Origin of the sequence: Streptococcus nidrosiense (assembly GCF_042140045.1) — a bacterium.
Classification (GTDB): Bacteria; Bacillota; Bacilli; order Lactobacillales; family Streptococcaceae; genus Streptococcus; species Streptococcus nidrosiense.
In genome coordinates this window covers 771,355-792,828 of the sequence record NZ_CP152419.1, presented here as the reverse complement: position 1 = coordinate 792,828, position 21,474 = coordinate 771,355, and the positions used below count along the sequence as shown (strand labels likewise).

Below are 21,474 nucleotides of genomic sequence, written 5' to 3'. Positions count from 1 at the left end.
GGCGGGAAATATCTTCCTTGCAAGCCTCCGGCTTGCTTCTTATCTTTCTTTCATAGTTTAGTGTCGTTTCGGACAAGATTTTTAAGTTCTCTAGCCTAGTTATATACAACTACCATAGCCGGTCTTAGGATGCGGTCATGGAGTTTGTAGCCTTTTTGGAAGACTTGTGCGATGGTGTCTGCTGGATGTTCGTCATCTGCTGGAACTGTTTGAATAGCCATGTGGTAGTTATGGTCAAATTCTCCATCTGCTGGGATTTCTTCGATCCCTTCTTCTTCCAGAGCATGTACCAAACTTTCTTGGACCATTTCCAAGCCCTTCTTCACATCATCTGTCAACCCTTCGACGGCAAGAGCGCGTTCAAGGTTATCAAGTGATGGTAAGATTGCTTTTGCCAAATCTTGGCTGCGATAGCGTTGCAAGAGTTGGCGCTCTTCGTTGGCACGGCGCTGAATGTTTTGCATTTCTGCATGGGCACGAAGGTATTTGTTTTCAAATTCCTCGGCACGTTCATTGGCTAAGTCCAATTCAGACTTTTCAGGTCTTGTTCCTTCAGCTGTTTCCACAACTTCCTCTTCTTTTACTTCTTCATTTTTTATATCTTGGGCCATTTTCGCCTCCTTTAATGATTTCAATCTTAATTCACTTCATAGTGATTGCTGCTAAGATAGCGGTAAAAATCCGTCAACTTCATAGTTAAAACTCGATTGACAACATTAAGTTGATTAACCAATTGTTGATAATCCAGATTAACGGGACCTATAATCGCAAGAATTCCAAACCCACGATAGGGAATCAGGAACTTACTGCTAATCACTGCTAAGTCAGCAAGACAAGATTCTTGGCTATCCGCAACTCGGACACTTTGCATCTGGTCGCCAATCAGATTTTCTCGAATTTCCAAAGCAACCTTTTGTGGCTGATCAAAAAACTGATAAGCTGCTAGATTAGCAAAATTCAAGAGATTGACTTTCCCAGAAACCACGATATTTTCATTGAACATTTCTTTAAAGATATGTTCGACGAGATCCATAACATTATCCGTTGTTGTGAAGTAACGTTGGATAATCTGTGGAATCTCTGTCCGAATCTTATAGTGAATATCCAAAACAGTTTGTTCCAGGAAACGTTCTTGAATCATGGTCTTAAGGCGGTTTAAATCCTCCTGCAAGAAATTTCTCGGAATCAAAAACTGACTGGTAACTGTTCTAGACTCATCAAGCGTAAAAACAGCAAGAGCTGTATGTTGCCCGAGAACAACAATATCAAAAGCTGTTAGCTTCTGCCTACTTGGTTCTACATCCAGCGCTACAACCGTACAACCACTCAAGTCTGTTAAGATTTTCGTTGCCTCTTGAAGAATATCCTCAAGTTTGAAGAATTCCTGATCAAAGGCTTTTACAATCTCATAAACTTGATTCTCAGCTAAACGATCGAAGGATAAGGAGTGTTTGACATAATATTGAAAACCAGCCACACTCGGCATACGACCACTGGAAGTATGAGCCTTTTCAAGCAAACCTTGCTTTTCTAGAGCTGCCATATCATTTCGAATGGTAGCACTACTAGAGTTGATAGACTCTTGCAAGGCCTTAGATCCAACAGGTTCGTGCGTTTTGGTAAAGATGTCAATAATCAGATTTAAAATATTCTGCTGACGTTCTGTAACCATCTCGCTACTCCTCTCTGATAGATCTTTTTAGCACTCGTAACCCCCAAGTGCTAAGTTATGATTCTATTATACACCCTTAGAAAAGAATGTCAAGACAAAAACTCAAAAAATTAGCACTCTTTTACCAAGAGTGCTAAAAATCGGTCTGAGGACCTAGAAAATCATCTTATATTCACAAGATATTTCTTTTTAAGTCTGCAAAAACTATAGATGAGATAAGAAATCATGAGGGCATAAAGGGCAAAAATAAGGAAGAACGACTGAGAGAGACTTTCGCGAAACAAGCTCATACAAATAACTAGACCGCCAGAGATAGAAACTGTAGATGTACGAAGTCTAGATTTCACATCAGCCCATCGAAGACGATTGTCCATGAAAGATTGATCATTTGAATCTACATCACAAGTTGCTTTTCGAAACACAGAATAAGAACAATTTTCTACAAATTCCCATCCTCTATCCTTAATACCTTGTAACACCATCTCATTCTTTCTAAGGTAGCTAGTATTCCACACACGGTACATCACATCATCTGGTCGGCATTGTTCAAAATAGAAAAAACCAAAACGATTCGATTTAAATTTCCAACCTTTCAAATGCATCTCATGCAAATAATCTTCTACCTTATCCAAATCAAAAATGGTAAACATTTGAAATTGTACTTTGCTATTCATTGTCTAACCTCCAAAATGGTTTTATTTATCAGATAATTCTCTCCACTTTTGAAACAATCTCCAAAAAATATAAGAAATCTGAATCGTGAAAACTATCAATAAAGTACAGTCTATGATAACAATCAAAAACATTCCCCAACTGAAATAACTTCTTCCACTGAGTAACTTTGAGAAAACCGGTAGTAGAGCTGAAAAGAGAAGAAAAATAGGGATCATCCGCATTATTAAAATGCGCTTGACCATGGCTAACTTCCCGGCCGCGTCATTATAAATTTCAAACTCGGCATCCGACTCAACTCCAGAATAAAGCTTTCTAAAATAGGAAAACCCATTAAAGTTTGTAATATGCTCCCAGCCAAAATCTTTAAACAGTTGTAAATAGGAAGCTCTCTCTGACTTCTTCATAGGATAAAAGTCCAACTGATAAACCACCTGCTCCGGTTGGCACTTTTCAAAAGTATACTTAACCGCAACTACTAAGTTAGAGTAACTTACTTCCTTAAGTTTCCAGCCTTGAGCATGCATTTCTCTGAGATAGAGAGCCTCTCTATCATAATCCGCAATGGTAGCAATTCTATAAACAACTTTCTTTTCCATCAAAGCTCCTCCCGACTATTTCTGTAGAGCCGTTCAATACGTTTGACTTCAATTTCTAAAACTTTCTGACCCAAGTCAGTTATCTGATAAATCTTTCGTTTTTCCTCTTCTCGAACAAAGGAAATCAAACCATCTTTTTCCATCTTTGACAGGGTTCCATACATGGTCCCAGGGCTAATGGAAACCTGTGAATCTGTCATCTCTTTAACCTTTTGAGTAATACCATAGCCATGATTCTCCTTTTGCAGACAGAACAAAATATAAAAACCCGTTTCAGTCATGGGAAGATAAACCCGCCTAATCTTATCTGTTAATTCCATTTCATCAGACCTCCTATTTAGTTCGATATATCGCACCTCGTTATATAAAATATATCACACCTCGATATAAAATGCAAGAAAAAAAAGATCGTCCTCACGGACAATCTTTCTGATTTATCATTAGTAAAGATCTAGGTAATTGTCAATTTCCCATTGTGAAACGAAGGTTGCATAGCTTGCCCATTCAATTCGTTTGGCTTCAAGGAAGCTAGTGTAGATGTGTTCACCTAGAGCTGCTTTAACCACTTCGTCTTCTGTCATGGCCTTCAAAGCGTTGTGAAGAGTTGATGGAAGGTCTGTGATGCCAGCCTCTTTACGCTCTTCTGCAGTCATGATATAGATGTTTTCTTCGATTGGCGCTGGTGCTTCGATTTTGTTTTCAATACCGTGCAAACCAACTTCCAAAAGAACAGCCATTGCGATATATGGATTTGCCATTGGGTCTACTGAGCGCAATTCCAAACGTGTTCCCATACCACGTGTAGCTGGAACGCGGACAAGTGGTGAACGGTTACGACCAGCCCAAGCGATGTAAACAGGTGCTTCATAGCCTGGAACCAAACGTTTGTATGAGTTAACTGTCGGGTTCATGATAGCTGTGTAATTGTAAGCGTGCTTGATCAAACCACCAAGGAAATGATAGGCTGTTTCTGACAATTGCATTCCTTTTGGATCATTTGGATCAAAGAAGGCGTTGTTTCCTTCCGCGTCAAACAAGGACATATTGCAGTGCATTCCTGAACCAGCGATACCAAATTTAGGTTTAGCCATAAAGGTTGCATACAAACCATGTTTACGAGCAATGGTTTTTACAACAAGTTTAAAGATTTGAATCTTATCACAAGCACGAAGAACTTCATCATACTTAAAGTCAATCTCATGTTGACCTACGGCAACTTCGTGGTGACTGGCTTCTACTTCAAATCCCATTTTAGTCAAGACATTTACAATCTCACGACGAGTATTATCAGCAAGGTCTGTAGGCGCCAAATCAAAGTAACCACCCTTGTCATTCACTTCAAGAGTTGGGTCTCCATTTTCATCAAGCTTAAATAGGAAGAATTCTGGCTCTGGTCCAAGGTTGAAAGATTTGAATCCAACTTTCTCCATATGATGAAGAGCTCGTTTAAGGTTGCTTCGAGGATCTCCAGCAAATGGCTCTCCTTCTGTTGTATAGACATCACAGATCAATCCTGCGACACTACCGTTCTCATCTCCCCAAGGGAAGACAGTCCATGTGTCCAGGTCAGGGTACAAGTACATATCTGATTCATTGATACGAACAAACCCTTCAATAGAAGATCCATCAAACATAGCCTTGTTTGACAAGACCTTGTCTAGTTGTTCATCTGTAGCAGGAATTTCGACGTTTTTCATTGTTCCCAAAATATCTGAAAACATGAGACGGATAAAGGTTACATTTTTTTCCTTAACTTCACGACGAATATCTGCAGCTGTGATTGGCATGGTTTTTCTCCTTATATATGACGACTAGCGGTTGCCTAACCGCGACCAAAAGGCGATTGTTGAGAAGCAAAGCGACTTTGTTGAAGAACTTCATTCCGAAGTGCTCGGCGCACCTCCGTTTGACTGACAGGTTTTTTAGCTTTCGCCTCACGTTCGGCATATTTTTTCTTGATAGCAGCAATGTTGAGGCCTTCAGAGATATAGTCCTTAATCTCAAGCAACCGATCCATATCATTTAAAGAATACATACGGCGGTTACCTTCGTTGCGATCAGGTTTTATCAACTCCTGATCTTCATAATAACGAATTTGACGCGCCGAAAGATCGGTCAGCTTCATAACACTACCAATGGGGAAAACTGCCATATTGCGACGAAATTCTTTTTCCTTCATGTGCACTTCCTCTTCTTTCTGTCTATTATAGTCTAAAAAAATTCAATCGTCAATTGTTAATGTTATATCTTGTGACATTATTTTTTCTGTATGATGCTTCGTAAGCGATCAATATCGTAATTTACAAGAATTGCTACAAAAACACCCATAAATGTTTCAAAAACTCGAGCAAACACGTACAAAACAGTTTCTCCGTTTGGAATTGATAGGGTAATAATCAGCATAGCTGCAACTCCCCCAATAACTCCTGACTTATTGTTCATGGCAACATTTGTCATAATGGTTAACATGGTACAAATTGGAACTACAAGAAGAGTTACCCAAAAGGCTCCATGAAAAAAGTTATTTAGGAGGAAGAACATCAGCGCATAAAAACCACCGATACTATTCCCTAAAATACGTGATGTCCCAAAGTGGACACTTTTATCAAAGTCTTCTCTCAAGCTAAAAACGGCTGTAAGAGCCCCAATCTGAAGTCCCTTCCATCCAAAAAAACCAAAAATCATGAGGACCAAAAAAACAGCGATTCCTGTTTTAAACGTTCGCATCCCTAACTTAAACTTAGATTTATCAAATGTATACTTTTTAAAATAACTCATAGGCTCATCTTTCTTTTTTCCATTTTATCATAATTTTACTTTTTTGAGAAAAGGATTCCTCAATTGAAGAAAATAGGAACTAAAAAGAGAAGGGTATAAATCCTTCTCTTTTATATTCCAATATTCTATTTTAGAATAAATACATGAAAGCCAAGGTCACGAGACTAGCAAGCAAGCCCACTCCCCAGAAGAAGAAATCGACCTTCCACTCACTCCAGGCTTGACCTTTACCTGAAAATCCACCCAACTCAAAATGGTGATGAACTGGTGTCATCCGGAAGATACGTTTTCCTCCAGTCAACTTAAAGTAGGTAACTTGCATCATGACAGATGTTGTTTCAAAAACATACACTATACCAATCAGGAGTAGCGTCCATTCTTGGTGCAGCGCCATAGAAATAGCGGCCAACATTCCTCCAAGAGCAAGACTTCCGACATCTCCCATAAAAACTTTAGCAGGCTTATGGTTAAAGACAAAGAAACCAAGAAGACCACCAATCATGGCAAGAATCACTAGGAGAATATCCAATTGGTTTTGTACATAAGCAATGACTCCATAGGCAGACAGACTAATCACTACTGAGATACTTGCCAAGCCATCAATTCCGTCAGTCAAGTTAACAGCATTTGAAAAACCAACCAACCAGAAGAGAGCAAAGAAAATGTAAAGAACGCCTAAGTGCAATGGATAACCAAATACATTTAAGACATCCCCTCCTCTTTCATAAAAGAGATAGAAGATAACTCCTCCTACTAATTGAAGCAAGAGCTTTTGTTTAGGATTGAGCCCTTCATTGATTTTACGAAAAACCTTGAGGAAATCATCTAAGAAGCCAACCAAACCATACAAAACGAGAATAAAGAGGATCATTCCAACATTGTTGGTTAGTTGATTAGTAAAAAGTGCAAGAACTAAACTAACTAAAACGCTTGTTACGAGGAAGACAATTCCTCCCATTGTCGGCGTCCCAGCTTTTGCTTGGTGCTGTTTAACATCCTCATGCATCTGTTGACCAGTAATCTGTGCTTTACGGTAAAAACGGATAAAAGCTGGAATCCCGATAACTGTAAGAATAAAGGCAGATATTCCAGCAAGGATAGAAATAAGCATTCTAATCTCCTAATGTTATTTTTATTTTCTCGATATCTTTTAAAGCTGTATGGGCACGAACGCTTTGTTGTTTGACAGTCTGACCTGTCCCCTCAAATTCAACTTCGATATTCAACCACTTGGCAAGGGTTTCGATATTTTTCTTAGTCCAACCGTATAAGTCAGGCATCTCCTCTACCTTATCAGACAGAAGCAAGATTTGCTCGTTAGCATCCAGATTTGTCCCTTCTGCTACAGAGCTTTCTTTGATTTTTGTTCCTGAACCGATAACAATTGGTTGTACAAGGTTACGACGGAGTTCTTCAGCTAGATCTCCAGGGCTAGAGTCCTTAATGGTAGGCATGGCATAACTAGTTGTAGATGTCACTTGGTCCAAATTCTTAGCCGTAGATTGAAGATTGAGCGATTCTTTCATCGCAGAAGCTCTCTCCAAGATAGGGGTGGCAAATTCTCCCAACTGGATACCTGAATAATGCTCAGGCTGTTGAACCGTTACATACAAGATAAAATCAGGATTTTCAGCAGGATTCATAGTCACAACTGAGAAAATATAATTGGTAGAACCAACCAAGTATCCTCCATTTTTCTCATCAGCGATTTGAGCCGTACCGGATTTAACTGCTACATTTTGTCCAGGAACTGTTATAATTGGCTTTCCTGTGTAGTGATTATACATAGTTCCATATAGAGGGTCCGTCCCAACTAAGATCATGTGATTTCGAGTTGTGCTTGCTGCCTCTTTGGAAACAGGATTTCCTACTATTTCTTTTTGTGACTTACGTACAGACTGATTGTTAGTATCATAAATAGCACTTATAAATTTTGGCTCCAGCATAACTCCATCATTAGCAATAGCTGTAAAGGCACGAAGCATTTGTGTTTGTGTCACTGAAATTCCTTGCCCAAATGAGCTTTGAGCAATACTAACAATATTATCAGCTGGAAGTTGACCAGCGTATTCATCTGTCAAGCCAAAGCGAGTTGGAACCCCAAATTTAAAGCGTTTTAGATAATCCAACCAAGTAGCATCTCCCATTTTTTGTTCAAGTAGACTCATTCCAACATTACTGGAGTGAGCGAAACCTTGTAAGAAAGTCATCATACTACCAGTAGTCAAACCTTCATTAACATCCCAATCTCGAGTCGTCGCATCCGCCATTTTAAATTCACTGCTATTGAAGTATTCTCCACTTGGGAAGGTATTATTATCAATAGAAGAAGCTAACGTCATAACCTTCATGCCTGATCCTGGTTCATAGTTACTTTGATAAAGAATGTCACGCCAAACAAAGTCCTCAGTGATTCCTTCTTTAGTATCTGCATTAAAGGTAGGTCGTTGGGTGGTAGCGAGAATTTCACCGGTCTTTGCACTGACCAAGGTCGCGGTCATATACTTACCTTTTACTTTTTCTAGAAAGGCATCCATCTGAGTTTCCATGAAAGATTGTAGCGGACTAGACAATGTTGTATAAACATCCTTGCCATCCACAGTTTGTTGCGATACCAGTTCTGTACCTGGTACGATATTTCCTACACGGTCTTTTTCATAGGTAATAATACCGTCTGTCCCTGCTAACAAGCTATTCAAGGAACTTTCAATACCAGATGTTCCAATAAGGCTCTTTGAACCATCTTCATTTTCATGGAGCTGAGCTAGACCAATGAAGGATGAAGCAAATTTCCCATTTGGATAACTTCGATTGGGACTAGTGGTAAAATTGACACCCTCGACCTTGGCAGCTTCTAAGTCTTGTTTAATGGACATCATATTAGCGTAGGTAATCCCATTTCCTTTAGCACCAAAGGAAACCTGCTTGAGATTTGGTTGTGAGAGTTGATCCTTGACGTAGGGCTCATCCATATCAAGATATTTATGGAAGACTTCTGCAACCTTGCTATACTGAGACTCCTCTACATAGAGAATTTTCCCATTTGCAGATTTATATTCCTTATCGATAATCGCATAAACGTTGTAGGATGTTGCATCCTCAGCGATTGGTGTACCATTACGGTCATAGATAGTTCCTCGTTTTGCAGGAACTGTCCGAGTTGTTTGGTGTACCCTGCTTGCTTCCTTAACTAGGTCAACACCAAATTTTGAGCCTGTACCAATAATTACCGCAAAGTTAACCAAAAAAACAGCAAAGAGAAAGACGGCTATGAGACTGAGGCTCTTTCCAACTCGTCTGCGGTTTTCAAGGGGAGATTTGCGATTCTTAATGGCAAAGTGTATTATTTTTTCTTTCCAGTTTTTCATTTACTACTCCGCCGATCGGATATTTTCATTATTTAATTGTAAGTCTTGTGAGTCTGCAATTCCGGTCAAACGTTCTGATCGGATCAATTCATTAACTTCTTGTTTAGCATCATCCAACTCTGTCTTTTTTTCCTCAATTTGTGAATTGACTGTTGTCAAATCACTCTGAACCTGAAAAAGTTTTGTCTGCATATAGACTACACTAATTGCTAAGACAAGGGCTGTGATGGCAATTGAAAGGTAAAAGGCCTTTTCAACACGTGAAAATTTTTTTATACGAGCTTGTAGCAATTGGCTCGTCGTTTCTCTTTTGTCTACCATTTTATCCCCTTACTTGTGAATTTTTCTAGCTACTCGTAGCTTGGCTGAGTGGGAACGATTATTTGCCTCCAACTCCTCCTTGCTTGGTAGAATTGGTTTACGAGAGACTAATTCCATCTTGGGCTTGAGCTCATCTGGAATGAAAGGCAAGCCTTTTGGTATCTCAACTGTTGAAGCCTCTTTGAACAATTGCTTGGTCAAACGGTCTTCCAGCGAATGAAAGGTAATGACTGAGATTCTTCCGTCCACTGCTAGTAATTCCATAGCTTGTTGGATGGACTCATCTGCAGCACCCAGTTCATCATTGACCTCAATACGGATAGCTTGGAAAATCTGCTTGGCTGGATGACCTTTTTTCTTGAGTTCCTTGGCAGGCTTGGCGGACTTGATAATCTCGGCCAATTCTGTCGTTGTCTCAATAGGTTTCAACTCACGCGCCTGTTCAATCTTTCGAGCAATCTGTTTGGAAAACTTGTCTTCTCCATATTTGAAAAAGATTCTTACCAAATCATGGTAGTCGTAGTGATTAACGACTTCATAAGCGGTCAAACTAGCTTCCTGATTCATGCGCATATCCAGTGGTGCATCCTTCTTATAGGAAAAACCACGTTCACGCTGATCTAACTGCGGGCTTGACACACCTAAATCATAACAAATTCCATCAATTTCAGTCACACCTAAGTCATGTAAGCGGTCCTTCAAATGACGGAAATTATCCTTGATGAAGGTGACCATGCCCTTTTCAATGTAAGGCGCCAAACGTTTTTGTGCATTATCAATAGCGTTTTGGTCCTGGTCAAAGGCATATAAATGCCCCTTCTCACTTAACTTACTTAATAAATACTCGCTGTGTCCTGCTCCTCCCAAGGTCGCATCAACGTAAATACCATCAGGTTTTACATCTAGCATATCAATGGTCTCATGGAGCATGACCGTTACATGATGAAATTCTTTTGTCATATCTTATCTATTTTACCACAAATCCGACTAGCTTGCACTCACTAAAGCTAAAACATTCCATTGCTACTTTATTCCTTGTATTCAAGAGGTTTCTCAGCTAATTGAGCTAGCACTGAGTCTACTTCTAGATTTAAGTGTTGATGAACTGCCTCTGCCACTGCTCTTGGTATACCAACTGCAACAATTTCGTCCACGCTAGCTTCCTTGATTTTTGTCAGAGATTTGAAATATTTCATCAAATTCTGCTTGCGTTTGGGGCCTAAGCCTTCAATTCCATCCAATCGAGAGGAGAAGGAATTTTTAGAACGGAGTTGACGGTGGAATGTAATGGCAAATCGGTGTACCTCATCCTGAATGCGTTGCAAGAGGAAAAATTCCTGAGAATTGCGAGACAACTCTACCACCTCAAGCGGATCTCCAAAGAGCAATTCATGGGTTTGGTGCTTGTCATTCTTTTGAAGTCCTGCGATCGGAATATCCAACCCCAACTCTTCTTGAATAACCTGCTTAGCAATGTTAACCTGTCCCTGACCACCATCGATGACGATTAGATCTGGCGGTGTCAAACCGTCACGCTGGACCCGTCCATAACGTCTACGAATAACCTCTCGCATACTTGCATAGTCATCTGGTCCGACCACAGTTTTGATTTTATACTTACGGTAATCTTTTTTGCTTGGTTTCCCGTTAACAAAAACAACCATAGCAGAGACTGGACTAGTCCCCATGATATTAGAGTTATCAAAAGACTCAATGCGGACTGGGGTCGGAATTTGTAGAAGTCGCCCAAGATTTTCAATAGCTCCTTGAGTTTTTTCAACTGATTTCTCTAATAGATTAAACTTCTGCTCTAAACTAACACGAGCGTTTTTAATGGCTAGATTAACAAGCTGCTTTTTCTCCCCTCGCTGGGGCTTGAGAACCTTTGTATCCACCAAAGCCTTGATAGCTTCTTCGTCAATATCTTGAGGAATCAGGATTTCATTGGGAATCAAGTGAGATTTTTCTTGATAAAACTGCCCCACATAGGTCAAGAAATCCTCGTCTGGATCGTTGTAGTATGGAAAAAGGTTGACATCACGCTCAATGAGCTTACCTTGGCGAACAAAGAAAACCTGAACGCACATCCAACCCTTATCCACATAGTAACCGAAGACATCACGATTTTGGAGATCCTTGGCCATAACACGTTGCTTAGTCCGAAGGGTGCCAATAGCCTGAATCAAATCACGGTATTCCGCGGCACGTTCAAACTCCATACTTTGGGCTGCCAAAGCCATCTTACTCTTAAGTTCATCAATAATTTTATCGTCTTGTCCTTTGAGAAAATCAGAGACTTCTTGGGACATTGCTTTAAAATAGGCTTCATCCTTTCGACAAACCGTATGAGCCATACACTGGCCAATATGATAATAAAAACAAACCTTGGAAGGAGGATTGGTACACTTGCGAAAAGGGAAAATCCGATCCAATAGCCGTTTAATTTCATTGGCCGCACCAACGTCTGGATAAGGACCAAAGTATAATCCCCCATCCTTCTTGACCTGACGGGTGATAATCAAGCGAGGATAGCGCTCATTGGTGATTTTGATAAAAGGATAAGACTTGTCATCCTTGAGCATAATATTGTACTTAGGCTTGTTTTCCTTGATGAGGTTAATCTCTAAAAGAAGGGCCTCAATATTAGACTCCGTGACAATAAACTCAAAATCCACAATTTCAGACACCAAGGCTTCTGTCTTGGTATCATGGCTCCCACGGAAGTAGGAGCGCACGCGATTGCGCAGATTTTTAGCCTTTCCTACATAAATGATAGTGCCGTTTTTATCTTTGTGAATGTAACAACCTGGACTAGTTGGCAAGAGCTCCAGTTTTGATTTGATCAAGTTATTCATAGTTCCATTATAGCAAAAACTCCTTACCATTGCTGACATCAAGAAGTCCTATTTAAGCTTAAAAACACTTATTCTCCAGAGCCGTAAAGTTTCTGAACTGCTTGAACATCTTGAGCCTGAATACCATAGTATGACCCCGCTGGCTGCATGACCGAAACTTCATTGGTATGTTCCAAACCAATGGCATGCCCTAGCTCATGCTCTGCTGTATGCAAGATGCGGTCGTAGGTATAGCCATAGTTTTGATTAGATAAATAATAATGATTCAGGCGAACGGTCACTGAAGTGAATTGTTTGGTTAGGAGATTTGTCTGACTCTCCGCCTCACCAGCAACGGCTGTCGAACCATCATTCATTTCGGTAGCGAAAATATTGGCCTTATCCGCTTCTGTTACAAGCTCAAAGTCAAAAGCCCCTGTCTGGTTCCAGTTAGCAATAGCTTCAAGGTAGGCCTTTTGGAAAGTGGCATCCATTTGAGGATCAATATAGATAGTTGCTTGCGCCTTTGACCATTTTGCTCCTGAATCTTGATGATGATCTGTCTGAGACAGACCTTGTAATTTACCAGTTTCTTGCCATTGTTGCCAACCTGCTTGGCTGACTTGGACCACTTTGCTAACTTGATTTAAAGTAGCAGATAAATCCCCTGTCACATACCAGAGAATCCCAAAAGTGATGAGAATGAAGAAGATAAGCGTCCATACAAGGCGCCAAAACATACGCAAAATCCCTAGCAAAAACCGACATAACACACGAATAATCCAGCTCATAATTGCCCACCTTTCTAAAAAAATAAGAACCCATCTTTAAGCCATGGATTCCCATTCTAAAGATAGATTTCTTATTTTACTCGAGTAAGCTGAAAGAAAACTAAAACCACTTTGTTCACTTATCTTCCGATTATTTTTTTCAAAAATTGTAAACACTTAAACTTGATTGGATTTGGATAATATCGGAAAGTTCCTGCCTTTCTCACAATATAACCATTAAAGTTCTGCTTAAATCGTAATACGCCATCACTTCCATCAAAAATCCCTTGAATACCCAGAAAGTTATATTTGCCAATTCTTCTTTCCAGAGCCTGCTTCATTGCATGATATTGAAGCAAAAACGGAGCAGAAAACTTCTGATACTCTGTAAATGAGCCTCCAAACAAATATGCTACTTCCGTATTTGTGTAAATGATTAAAGCACAAGCTAAAGCAATGTTGTCAGATTCACTATCCAAGTTCCACAAAAGATCTTTTTTCTTTTGTAAAGCTTGATATTGCTGTTTAAATTGCTTTGATCTTTCATCAAGACCAGCCTGCTTCACATCGAGAGCTTCGATTGATTTTTTAGGATTCACTTCAGCAATTAGAAAAGCCGCCTTGTCCTCAAAAGCATCATACAATTTACAGTAATAATCTAAATTCTTATCCTTAAACCCTTGTATTTTTCCTGTTTCTTCAATAATTTGTTTGAATTTCGAAATTTCATTTCGTTCTATATTTCTTACAATCAGATTAAAATCATATGCTGATTGAATATTTCGAATACTGTTTTTATTAAAGGATTTCAGCAAAGATTTCTCATCGTAACCCTCCAAATCTTTGATAAAATGCCAAAAAATTTCGCCATTAGGATAACCGGTTGGCAAACCATCAAATTGGTAGCCTAAATTACACAAATCTTGGATAATACTTTTTTCTTCTTCATCTATTGGCTTCCCATCACTGTCAAAAGCTTAACAGGTCTCATAGGGTTTTACAAGCAACTCTAATACACCATTTTGCTTGGCATATTCTTTTAACTCCGCATAAAAAACTGGAAGGGCATCTTGTTGGATATAAACGGCCCCGAATTGAGCTCCATATGCAGACCACCTAGCATAGGCAAGCTATAAACCAGAGCTGCAACTTGAATTTCTCCTTCTTGTTTTAAAGCAAGATAAACAATTTGAGCTCCTCTTTTTTCTATCAAATCACCCATCTGGACAGATTGCATAAAGGAACGAGAAAAAACCTGATTAGAAGTAAGTACGAAACTCTTCTTTCGTGAGTGTAATTAGTGCCATATACTTACTTTCTATGTTTTTTTCTTAATGTTTTACGGAAATCAAGAACAAGTCTTAACAGAGGATAGAGAGGATGAGTGGGCATTGTAAATTCACCCAAGTATTCTTCAATCGTTGGATTAAATTTCTCCTTAAAATGATAAAGTCCACCATCTAAAGCATTCTCGACGCCTCCTAAATTTTGCCATAAAATGCCACGTTCAAAGGAATATCGAGCTGTCTCATACCAAGTCAAAATAGGAGCTTTATAACGTCTAAAATCTTCATTCATTCCTGCGTATAGATTGACAGAAGTTTGTCCGAATTCTAAAGTCAAGGTAGCCGCCAAGGGAACTCTTGATTGACCTGCATCCATATATTCCTGCAAGAAAGTCAATTCCTCTAACAAACGTTCTTTTTCCTTCTTCTGCGCTTCTACTTTTGAAGTGCGAGTTGACTCAGTAAAGGTCTCTTCCAAGGTTCTGTTTTTCGCCAACTGTTCTTCTAATTCTTGCGAACGTTTAGAGACATCCAAGGTTGCCAAGGTGATGTAGGCCTTGTCCTTAAAATTATCTAACAACTTTTTATAATAGGCTTCATTCCTCAAATGAATCTCTTTTCGCTTCTCGGTTTTTTTCATCAAAAAGGAAAAAGGCGCTAATAATTCAGTTCCACCAAATTGGATCTCTACTCCCTTATTTTGCGCTGTTCGAATAGCCTGTTTTGTTGACTTAGAAAGTTTATCTTCTTCAAAATTTTCCTTGTATATTTTCGCCTGAATACGAGGTTGAATAGTGTCTCCCATTTCCTCCGTTTTTCCTGACCACCTTACTCCCATTTGTTGCAAACTATCAATAATAGCCAAATTTTCAGGATATTCTGTCTTTTCCTGATTGATTAAACTTTGAGATAGGCAAATACTTGGGTCAAAAGTCACAAAAACCGCTCTCTTACTGCGAGCATAAGACTTAATAGACTGCAGGACAAACTTTAAAAGTTCTGTATCCCTATAATCCAATATGGGACCTCTTGGAATATAAAACATTTTATACCCCAAAGGCAGAGACTTAATGAGAATACTAGCCACAGCCAGTAATGTTTTCCCTTCATAAACACCAAGTCTCTCATGATTCCAATCAGATTTCACTTTTTCCCAAGCACTACTTTGTAATATATTGACCAACTCATGTTGTTCGATAAATCGATCATGCTCTAACGAAGAAATACCAATTTGATAACGATACATATCTCACTCTCTTTCACCTAGTATCTCATTACTATTTTACTACTTTCAATTAAAAAGTCTAGTGAAAATAAACTCTCATTTTCATTTTTAACCTTAGAGAAATAGTCTATATTATTTTATCGATAAAAAACTAGCTCAATCTCTCTTCCAAAACAAAATCAATCGGCAGTGTAGCCAAAAACCGTTCCAATTGTTTTTCCCAATAATACCATTCATGAGTTCCTGCACTATGGCTATAGGTCACATCAAAACCAAGCCTTTTGAGGTTCTTCACCGCTAGGTTATTGGCAGCATACAAGAAATCTTGCTCGCCACACCAAACCCAGAGCTTGGTCTTCTTGTCTGACTTTTTAGCAAGGGTTTCAAGTGAATAAGGACTAGTTTCCCAGTTATCAAGCTTGCCAAAAACTCCTCGCCAGTAAGCAAGCGTTCCAAGATTTTGACTCTCTGGAGAAAACTCTTCGAAACTAAGAGCACCAGAAAAACTAGCTGCGTGTGAGAAACGATTGGTTGACAAAGCCAACTTGAAGGAACCGTAGCCTCCCATTGAAAGGCCAGCGATGAAAGTTTTTTCACGCTTGCTAGACATATTAGGGAAGAAACGTTTGAGCACTTTAGGCAGTTCTTCTGCTAGAGCTGTATAGTAGTTATAGCCATACTGAGTATCTGTATACCAACCGTTACTTGTATTAGGCATGACAACAATCAGATTGGTCCCTCGCACCAAGCGCTCTACATTGGTCCGTTTGAGCCAACTGTTGTGATTTCCTGACATCCCATGAAGGAGATAAAGAACAGGAATATCCGTAGAATCTGGCTCCTCAACCCGAGACGCATCAGGGTAGAGAACATTCACTCCCCACTCCATATCTAAAACTTCTGAGTAATACTCAATCTTCATTACTGCCATAACTTGCTCCTTATTCGTTTGAGATAAGAAAAAGCCGAAACTCGACTTTCTCTTGCTATTTGATCCTATTTTGCTTCCATGACTACTGGTAAGATAGCTGGGCGACGCTTGGTTTGGTCAAAGAGGAACTTGGCCAAATGATCACGTACCTTACCTTTGAGTTCTGCCCAATCAAACTCTTCACCTTTTAGATAGTCTTCTACTGTTTGATTGACTAACTCTGTACTTTCGCGCAAGATATCACGGCTCTTCTTGAGATAGACAAATCCACGCGTGTGCACTCGAGCTTTAGCAATGATTTTTTTCTCACGACGGTTAACAGTGATAGCCACGATGAAAATCCCATCTTCTGACAAGACCTTACGGTCACGAAGGACGACATTACCAACATCTCCGATGGCATTCCCATCAATCAAGACATCGCCTGCTGTAACTGCACCAGATGGGACAAAATCTCCATGCTCATAAGACATGGTTGTTCCCTTTTTAGGGATAAAAATACGTTCTGGCAACATACCAACTGCCATAGCAGCCTTGGCATGGGCATCCAACTCACGGTATTCTCCTTGGATTGGGAAGAGATATTTAGGTTGCAAGAGATTGATCATCAATTGCAAATCACGCGCATTCCCATGTCCTGACACACGCAAGCTATGAGTAATTGGCTTGACAATTCCACCTGCTTGGTAGACCATATTTTCCACGCGTGCCATCACTGCTTCCTTGGCGATTGATGGTGTTGTAACGATATAAACTAGGTCACCTTCTTTGATTTCAACATAACGGTGACGACCGATAGACATCTTGCGTAATCCGTTAATAGGTTCACCCATACGTCCAGTTTCAAGGATAATTAATTCATGATCTTCAAAACGCGACATATCTTTTGACTTAATCAAAAGATTTTCACTTGCTAGAGACAATTTTTTCAAGCGAATCGCTGTACGGACGATATTTTCAATGTCAAATCCTGTCAAGACAACACGACGCCCTGTCTCCGCAGCTGCATCAAATACCTGCTGAATACGAGAAAGATTACTTGCAACTGCAGCAACGATGATACGTCCATCCCAATCAGAGATAGTTTGCGTGATTTCTACACCAACTTCATTTTCACTAGCTACTTGGATATTGCTATCTGCATTTGCTGAGTCACTAAGCAAAGCCAAGACACCTTCGCGACCAATCTCTGCTAAACGCCCAAAGTCAGTGGCGTAAGATTCACTAGCCGTTTGGTCAAACTTGAAATCTCCTGTGTAAACAACATTTCCTTCAGACGTTTTTAAGACCACACCCAAACTTTCTGGGATAGAGTGAGTTGTACGGAAGAAGGATACTACCGTTCCGCCAAAATCAATCTCTGTATTTTCGTCAATAACATGGAAATCATCAAATTTCTTGACACTGTCATTTCCCTTAACAAAGAGTTTAGCCAGTTCGATGGTCAACTCTGAGCCAAATACAGGAACCTTAGCTTCTGCCAAGAGATATGGAAGGGCTCCAATCGCATCCGCATGCCCGTGTGTCAAGAAAACCCCAGCAATACGGTCACTATTTTCAAACAGATAGTCCATGTTGGGAATAACGACATCGACACCCAACTGTTCATTTTCAGGGTATTTCAAACCTGCATCTAATACAAAAATCGAGTCGTTAATTTCTGCGATGTACATGTTCTTACCATTTTCACGTACACCTCCAAGTGTTGTTAATTTAATAGTATTCATTTTTCCTCCGAATAGTCACTTCAACTGTTTGTAGAGCTTTAAATGCTCTCTTTTTCTGAAAGTCCAATTCACTTTCAGCCGAATCTTTTCCATTCATTATACCATTTTTTTACTAATTTTCAAAATGAATCTTACAGATAATCGCACTTCAACTACCTCTTTCCGTTCAATAACGGACAAAGCAGCACTAATATGAGGATCAAATGAGACAATTGGTGCTCCCATCCTGTCTAATCTTCAAATAAGTCAGCAACATTATAAAGCACTTCGCAGTCACAGTAGGCTCCATTTGCTTCTAAAAATCCCAAAATCACTTCCACTTCTAATACTCAATGAAAATCAAAGAGCAAACTAGGAAACTAGCCGCAGGCTGTACTTAAGTACGGCAAGGCGACGTTGACGCGGTTTGAATTTGATTTTCGAAGAGTATAAATCACGCCCTTTTAGAAAGGATATAGTCAAGGTAAAATCAGCAGGACAAGTCAGCGACTCTAACTCCTGATTCAAAAAATCAAACAAATCTAAAAAGGTCTCCCTTGGTATCGGTAAACTTGCTTCAAAATCTTTCTTCTGTTGCTGCTTATACTCTGCCAGTAATTTCTTTTTCTTCTCTTTTTCCATTTTCTACTCCGACTAACTTCTCTGGTACTTTTGATACTAATACTCAATGAAAATCAAAGAGCAAACTAGGAAGCTAGCCGCAGGTTGCTCAAAGCACCGCTTTGAGGTTGCAGATAAAGCTGACGTGGTTTGAAGAGATTTTCGAAGAGTATAACTTTCTTCAACAAGGTTCAACAGTCCTTCACTCCTCTCATTATAGCACTAAATCCCTTTCATTGATGTAGTTTTTGATACCAAACAAAAAGAGTCAGCAAGCCAACTCTTTCTATCTCTATTCATTTTTTTCCATTAAGAAATCATAGATTTCCTGAACTGTTCCAAGAGCCATAATCTCTTGATCTTTAACAGTTTGTTTCAGCTTTTGATAAATCTGACTCTCAGCTATATCACGCTTTTCAGCCTCTTTATTCACCCTCATGACACCATTTTCAATGGTCACAAAGCCAAGCTCTTCAAATATCTGAATCATTTTGACTAACAAGATTTGCTCAATCTTGAGATAGGCCGCCAAATCCTTGAGTTTATAGCGAATGTCAAACTCTGGAAACTGATAGATGGTTTTATACAATTTTGCAAACTGCTCTCTCGTTCCATATCCCGTCAAATAGTAAGCCTTGGCTATATCATTTTTAAAGTAAAGAGCTGAAAATTCCTGCTCCTGACAGATTTTCTTAAGGAGGGATATATCCTCAGGGATATTTTTTACGACAATAGCTGAACAAGAGGTCACATCAGGTAACTCTTGCGTAAAGTCCAAAACGGCTACCCCTTCTGGCAACAGGGCATTCTTACCACGGATGTTAAAGAGCTGGACACCTTCTACACGGGCATCAACCATCATCAACTGCAAGGTTGTTTGTCCATTCCATTGGTTGACAGAGAGAGTCACTGCTAGTTCCAGTTGCTTGGTCTGTGAGAATTCAGTCGCCCATTTCCCTTGACCAAAAGCGACTACCTCAAAACTGGCCTCACCTTTTGAAATTTTCAGCTTGAGATGAGCATTACCAGCCCCCATAACGCGAGCATTTTCAACTTGAAAATCTCGAATGTAGAAGACAGGTTTTTGGTTATCCATCCCAAAAGGAGCGAGACGTTCAAAACTTTTCACCGTCTCCAAACTCAAGGCCTCTAAATCCAGTTCTTCATCTAAAAATAGATTGTTTTTACCTTGGGCATCTGCGCCTTTTTCTCGGATATAGGTTTCCAAAACATCAGACAAGACTTCCAGCTTATCCACTTCAAGGGTCATCCCTGCAGCACCTGCGTGACCACCAAAGGCGATAAAAAGTTCTCGATGTGGGTCCAAGGCTTCAAAGATATCGACTGCTTCTATGCTTCGAGCACTTCCCTTGGCGCGTCCATCTTCGATATTTAGCACAATAACTGTCTGACCTAGTTCTTCCAACAAGCGTCCAGCTACAATTCCAAGAACTCCCGGATTCCAGCCTTCTTTAGCCAAAACTTGAACACTTTTATCAGGATCCACCATGCCCTTGGCTTCATCGTAAATCGACTGAACAACTTCCTTACGTTCTTCATTCTTTTGATGAATCAAAAGGGCGATTTCATGCACTTCCTCATCGTCAAATCCAGTCAACAAATCAATAGCTGGATTGGGATCATCCAAACGTCCTAGAGCATTTAAACGAGGTGCTAACTGAAAACCAACCGTCTCTTCTGTCACATCACTACTCGAAATCCCAGCGATTTCAATCATTTCTTGCAGGCCCATTCGTTGAGTATTGCGCAAGATTTCAAGACCATATTGGACCATGATGCGATTTTCGTCAGTCAAGCTGACCATATCGGCAATTGTACCGATAGCAACCAAGTCTAACAACTCAACCTGCACTTCTTCCAAAAGGGCACAAGCTAGCTTAAAAGCAACTCCACAACCCGCTAGATGCTTGAAAGGATAGTCCGCCCCTGGATGTTCAGGATGAATAATAGCATAGGCATCTGGTAAAACTTCAGGCATAGAATGGTGGTCGGTCACAATAACGTCCACTCCCATAGACTGAGCCAAATCAATGGCTTCATGCCCCGCCACACCATTGTCCACCGTCACAATCAAAGACACACCCTGCTGTTCGATAAAATATTTGTAGACACTGGCATTTGGACCATAACCATCTGTAAAGCGATTGGGAAGATAGACCAGGCACTCAGCACCTATCTGCTCTAAACTTTCCTTAACAATGGAAGCCGAAGTCATCCCATCCGCATCGTAGTCCCCGTAAATCAGAATCAGTTCCCCTTGCTCAATAGCATGGCGAATCCGCTCCACTGCCTTTTCCATATCATTTAAAAGGTAGGGATCATGTAATTCCTCCAAAGAAGGTTCTAAAAATTTTTTTAGACTAGTTTCATCCTTGATGCCTCGTTCAAATAACAAACGAGCTACTTCAGGTCCCAAACCAGCTTTCTTAGCTATCTTTGTAAAATCCGCATCCTCAACTTGCGGAGCGAATTGCCAATTATAAGTAGGAATTATCAAAAAAATCATCCACTCTTTCTTACGATTCTATCTTTTTATTATAACATGATTTCCAGTTTTTCTCTTGATTTTCTAACTAATTTGATGATTCTTCATCGCTCTAAACAGCCACTTATAAAACATATACATGCCAAAGTGTCATTCCTTTTTTTTTACTTGATTTTTGCAATTTT

General features: G+C 39.8%; 20 protein-coding genes and 1 pseudogene. All 21 read right to left on the bottom strand.

All coding sequences use genetic code 11. From position 1 onward, the window contains the following. Positions 1-95 precede the first annotated feature (95 nt). The gene (grpE, locus tag AAFQ93_RS03780) at positions 96-611 is read right to left on the bottom strand and encodes a nucleotide exchange factor GrpE (protein WP_375555661.1); all 516 of its coding nucleotides are present in this window, start codon (positions 609-611) and stop codon (positions 96-98) included. A gap of 26 nt (positions 612-637) precedes the next feature. After that, positions 638-1,672 (bottom strand): heat-inducible transcriptional repressor HrcA, encoded by a 1,035-nt coding sequence (hrcA, locus tag AAFQ93_RS03775; protein WP_375555660.1) that lies wholly within the window; start codon positions 1,670-1,672, stop codon positions 638-640. A 161-nt stretch (positions 1,673-1,833) separates the two neighbouring features. Continuing rightward, on the bottom strand, positions 1,834-2,346 hold the full coding sequence (locus tag AAFQ93_RS03770; protein ID WP_375555659.1) for a DUF2812 domain-containing protein: 513 nt from the start codon (positions 2,344-2,346) through the stop codon (positions 1,834-1,836). A 21-nt stretch (positions 2,347-2,367) separates the two neighbouring features. Continuing rightward, the gene (locus tag AAFQ93_RS03765; protein ID WP_070460243.1) at positions 2,368-2,943 is read right to left on the bottom strand and encodes a DUF2812 domain-containing protein; all 576 of its coding nucleotides are present in this window, start codon (positions 2,941-2,943) and stop codon (positions 2,368-2,370) included. Further along, positions 2,943-3,263, bottom strand: coding sequence for a PadR family transcriptional regulator (locus AAFQ93_RS03760; protein WP_070460245.1), 321 nt, complete (start codon positions 3,261-3,263; stop codon positions 2,943-2,945). Before AAFQ93_RS03760 ends, AAFQ93_RS03765 begins: the two co-directional genes overlap by 1 nt. A gap of 120 nt (positions 3,264-3,383) precedes the next feature. Then, entirely contained in the window at positions 3,384-4,730 is a 1,347-nt protein-coding gene (glnA, locus tag AAFQ93_RS03755) for a type I glutamate--ammonia ligase (protein ID WP_075230045.1), read from the bottom strand. A gap of 35 nt (positions 4,731-4,765) precedes the next feature. Beyond that, positions 4,766-5,122, bottom strand: coding sequence for a transcriptional repressor GlnR (gene glnR / locus AAFQ93_RS03750; RefSeq protein ID WP_000659542.1), 357 nt, complete (start codon positions 5,120-5,122; stop codon positions 4,766-4,768). A 77-nt stretch (positions 5,123-5,199) separates the two neighbouring features. Continuing rightward, a complete protein-coding gene (locus AAFQ93_RS03745; protein WP_178895440.1) occupies positions 5,200-5,721 on the bottom strand; it encodes an aromatic acid exporter family protein in 522 nt (173 codons plus the stop codon). Between the two features lie 130 nt (positions 5,722-5,851). Then, positions 5,852-6,832 (bottom strand): phospho-N-acetylmuramoyl-pentapeptide-transferase, encoded by a 981-nt coding sequence (gene mraY, locus AAFQ93_RS03740; protein ID WP_375555658.1) that lies wholly within the window; start codon positions 6,830-6,832, stop codon positions 5,852-5,854. 1 nt (position 6,833) lies between these two features. Beyond that, positions 6,834-9,089 (bottom strand): penicillin-binding protein PBP2X, encoded by a 2,256-nt coding sequence (gene pbp2X / locus AAFQ93_RS03735; RefSeq protein WP_375555657.1) that lies wholly within the window; start codon positions 9,087-9,089, stop codon positions 6,834-6,836. A gap of 3 nt (positions 9,090-9,092) precedes the next feature. After that, positions 9,093-9,410: a cell division protein FtsL gene (gene ftsL, locus AAFQ93_RS03730; protein WP_375555656.1), complete on the bottom strand. Its 318-nt coding sequence runs from the start codon at positions 9,408-9,410 to the stop codon at positions 9,093-9,095. Between the two features lie 9 nt (positions 9,411-9,419). Next, positions 9,420-10,370, bottom strand: coding sequence for a 16S rRNA (cytosine(1402)-N(4))-methyltransferase RsmH (gene rsmH / locus AAFQ93_RS03725; protein ID WP_375555655.1), 951 nt, complete (start codon positions 10,368-10,370; stop codon positions 9,420-9,422). 68 nt (positions 10,371-10,438) lie between these two features. Beyond that, entirely contained in the window at positions 10,439-12,265 is a 1,827-nt protein-coding gene (gene uvrC, locus AAFQ93_RS03720; RefSeq protein ID WP_375555654.1) for an excinuclease ABC subunit UvrC, read from the bottom strand. Between the two features lie 68 nt (positions 12,266-12,333). Further along, positions 12,334-13,035 carry a M57 family metalloprotease gene (locus AAFQ93_RS03715; protein WP_375555653.1) on the bottom strand — a complete coding sequence of 234 codons (702 nt, stop codon included), beginning with the start codon at positions 13,033-13,035 and terminating at the stop codon, positions 12,334-12,336. Between the two features lie 119 nt (positions 13,036-13,154). After that, positions 13,155-14,321: pseudogene (locus AAFQ93_RS03710) on the bottom strand (peptidoglycan bridge formation glycyltransferase FemA/FemB family protein). Positions 14,322-14,325: 4 nt separating this feature from the next. After that, positions 14,326-15,546, bottom strand: a complete 1,221-nt coding sequence (locus AAFQ93_RS03705) for an aminoacyltransferase (protein ID WP_225750723.1) — start codon at positions 15,544-15,546, stop codon at positions 14,326-14,328. Between the two features lie 130 nt (positions 15,547-15,676). Beyond that, positions 15,677-16,456: an alpha/beta hydrolase family protein gene (locus tag AAFQ93_RS03700; protein WP_049494140.1), complete on the bottom strand. Its 780-nt coding sequence runs from the start codon at positions 16,454-16,456 to the stop codon at positions 15,677-15,679. Positions 16,457-16,521: 65 nt separating this feature from the next. Next, positions 16,522-18,183, bottom strand: a complete 1,662-nt coding sequence (locus AAFQ93_RS03695; RefSeq protein ID WP_375555652.1) for a ribonuclease J — start codon at positions 18,181-18,183, stop codon at positions 16,522-16,524. 230 nt (positions 18,184-18,413) lie between these two features. After that, positions 18,414-18,503: a DUF2695 domain-containing protein gene (locus tag AAFQ93_RS03690; protein WP_083500971.1), complete on the bottom strand. Its 90-nt coding sequence runs from the start codon at positions 18,501-18,503 to the stop codon at positions 18,414-18,416. A gap of 31 nt (positions 18,504-18,534) precedes the next feature. Then, positions 18,535-18,804, bottom strand: coding sequence for a DUF2695 domain-containing protein (locus AAFQ93_RS03685; RefSeq protein WP_375555650.1), 270 nt, complete (start codon positions 18,802-18,804; stop codon positions 18,535-18,537). Between the two features lie 271 nt (positions 18,805-19,075). After that, positions 19,076-21,301: a single-stranded-DNA-specific exonuclease RecJ gene (gene recJ, locus AAFQ93_RS03680; RefSeq protein ID WP_375555771.1), complete on the bottom strand. Its 2,226-nt coding sequence runs from the start codon at positions 21,299-21,301 to the stop codon at positions 19,076-19,078. Positions 21,302-21,474: the final 173 nt, after the last annotated feature.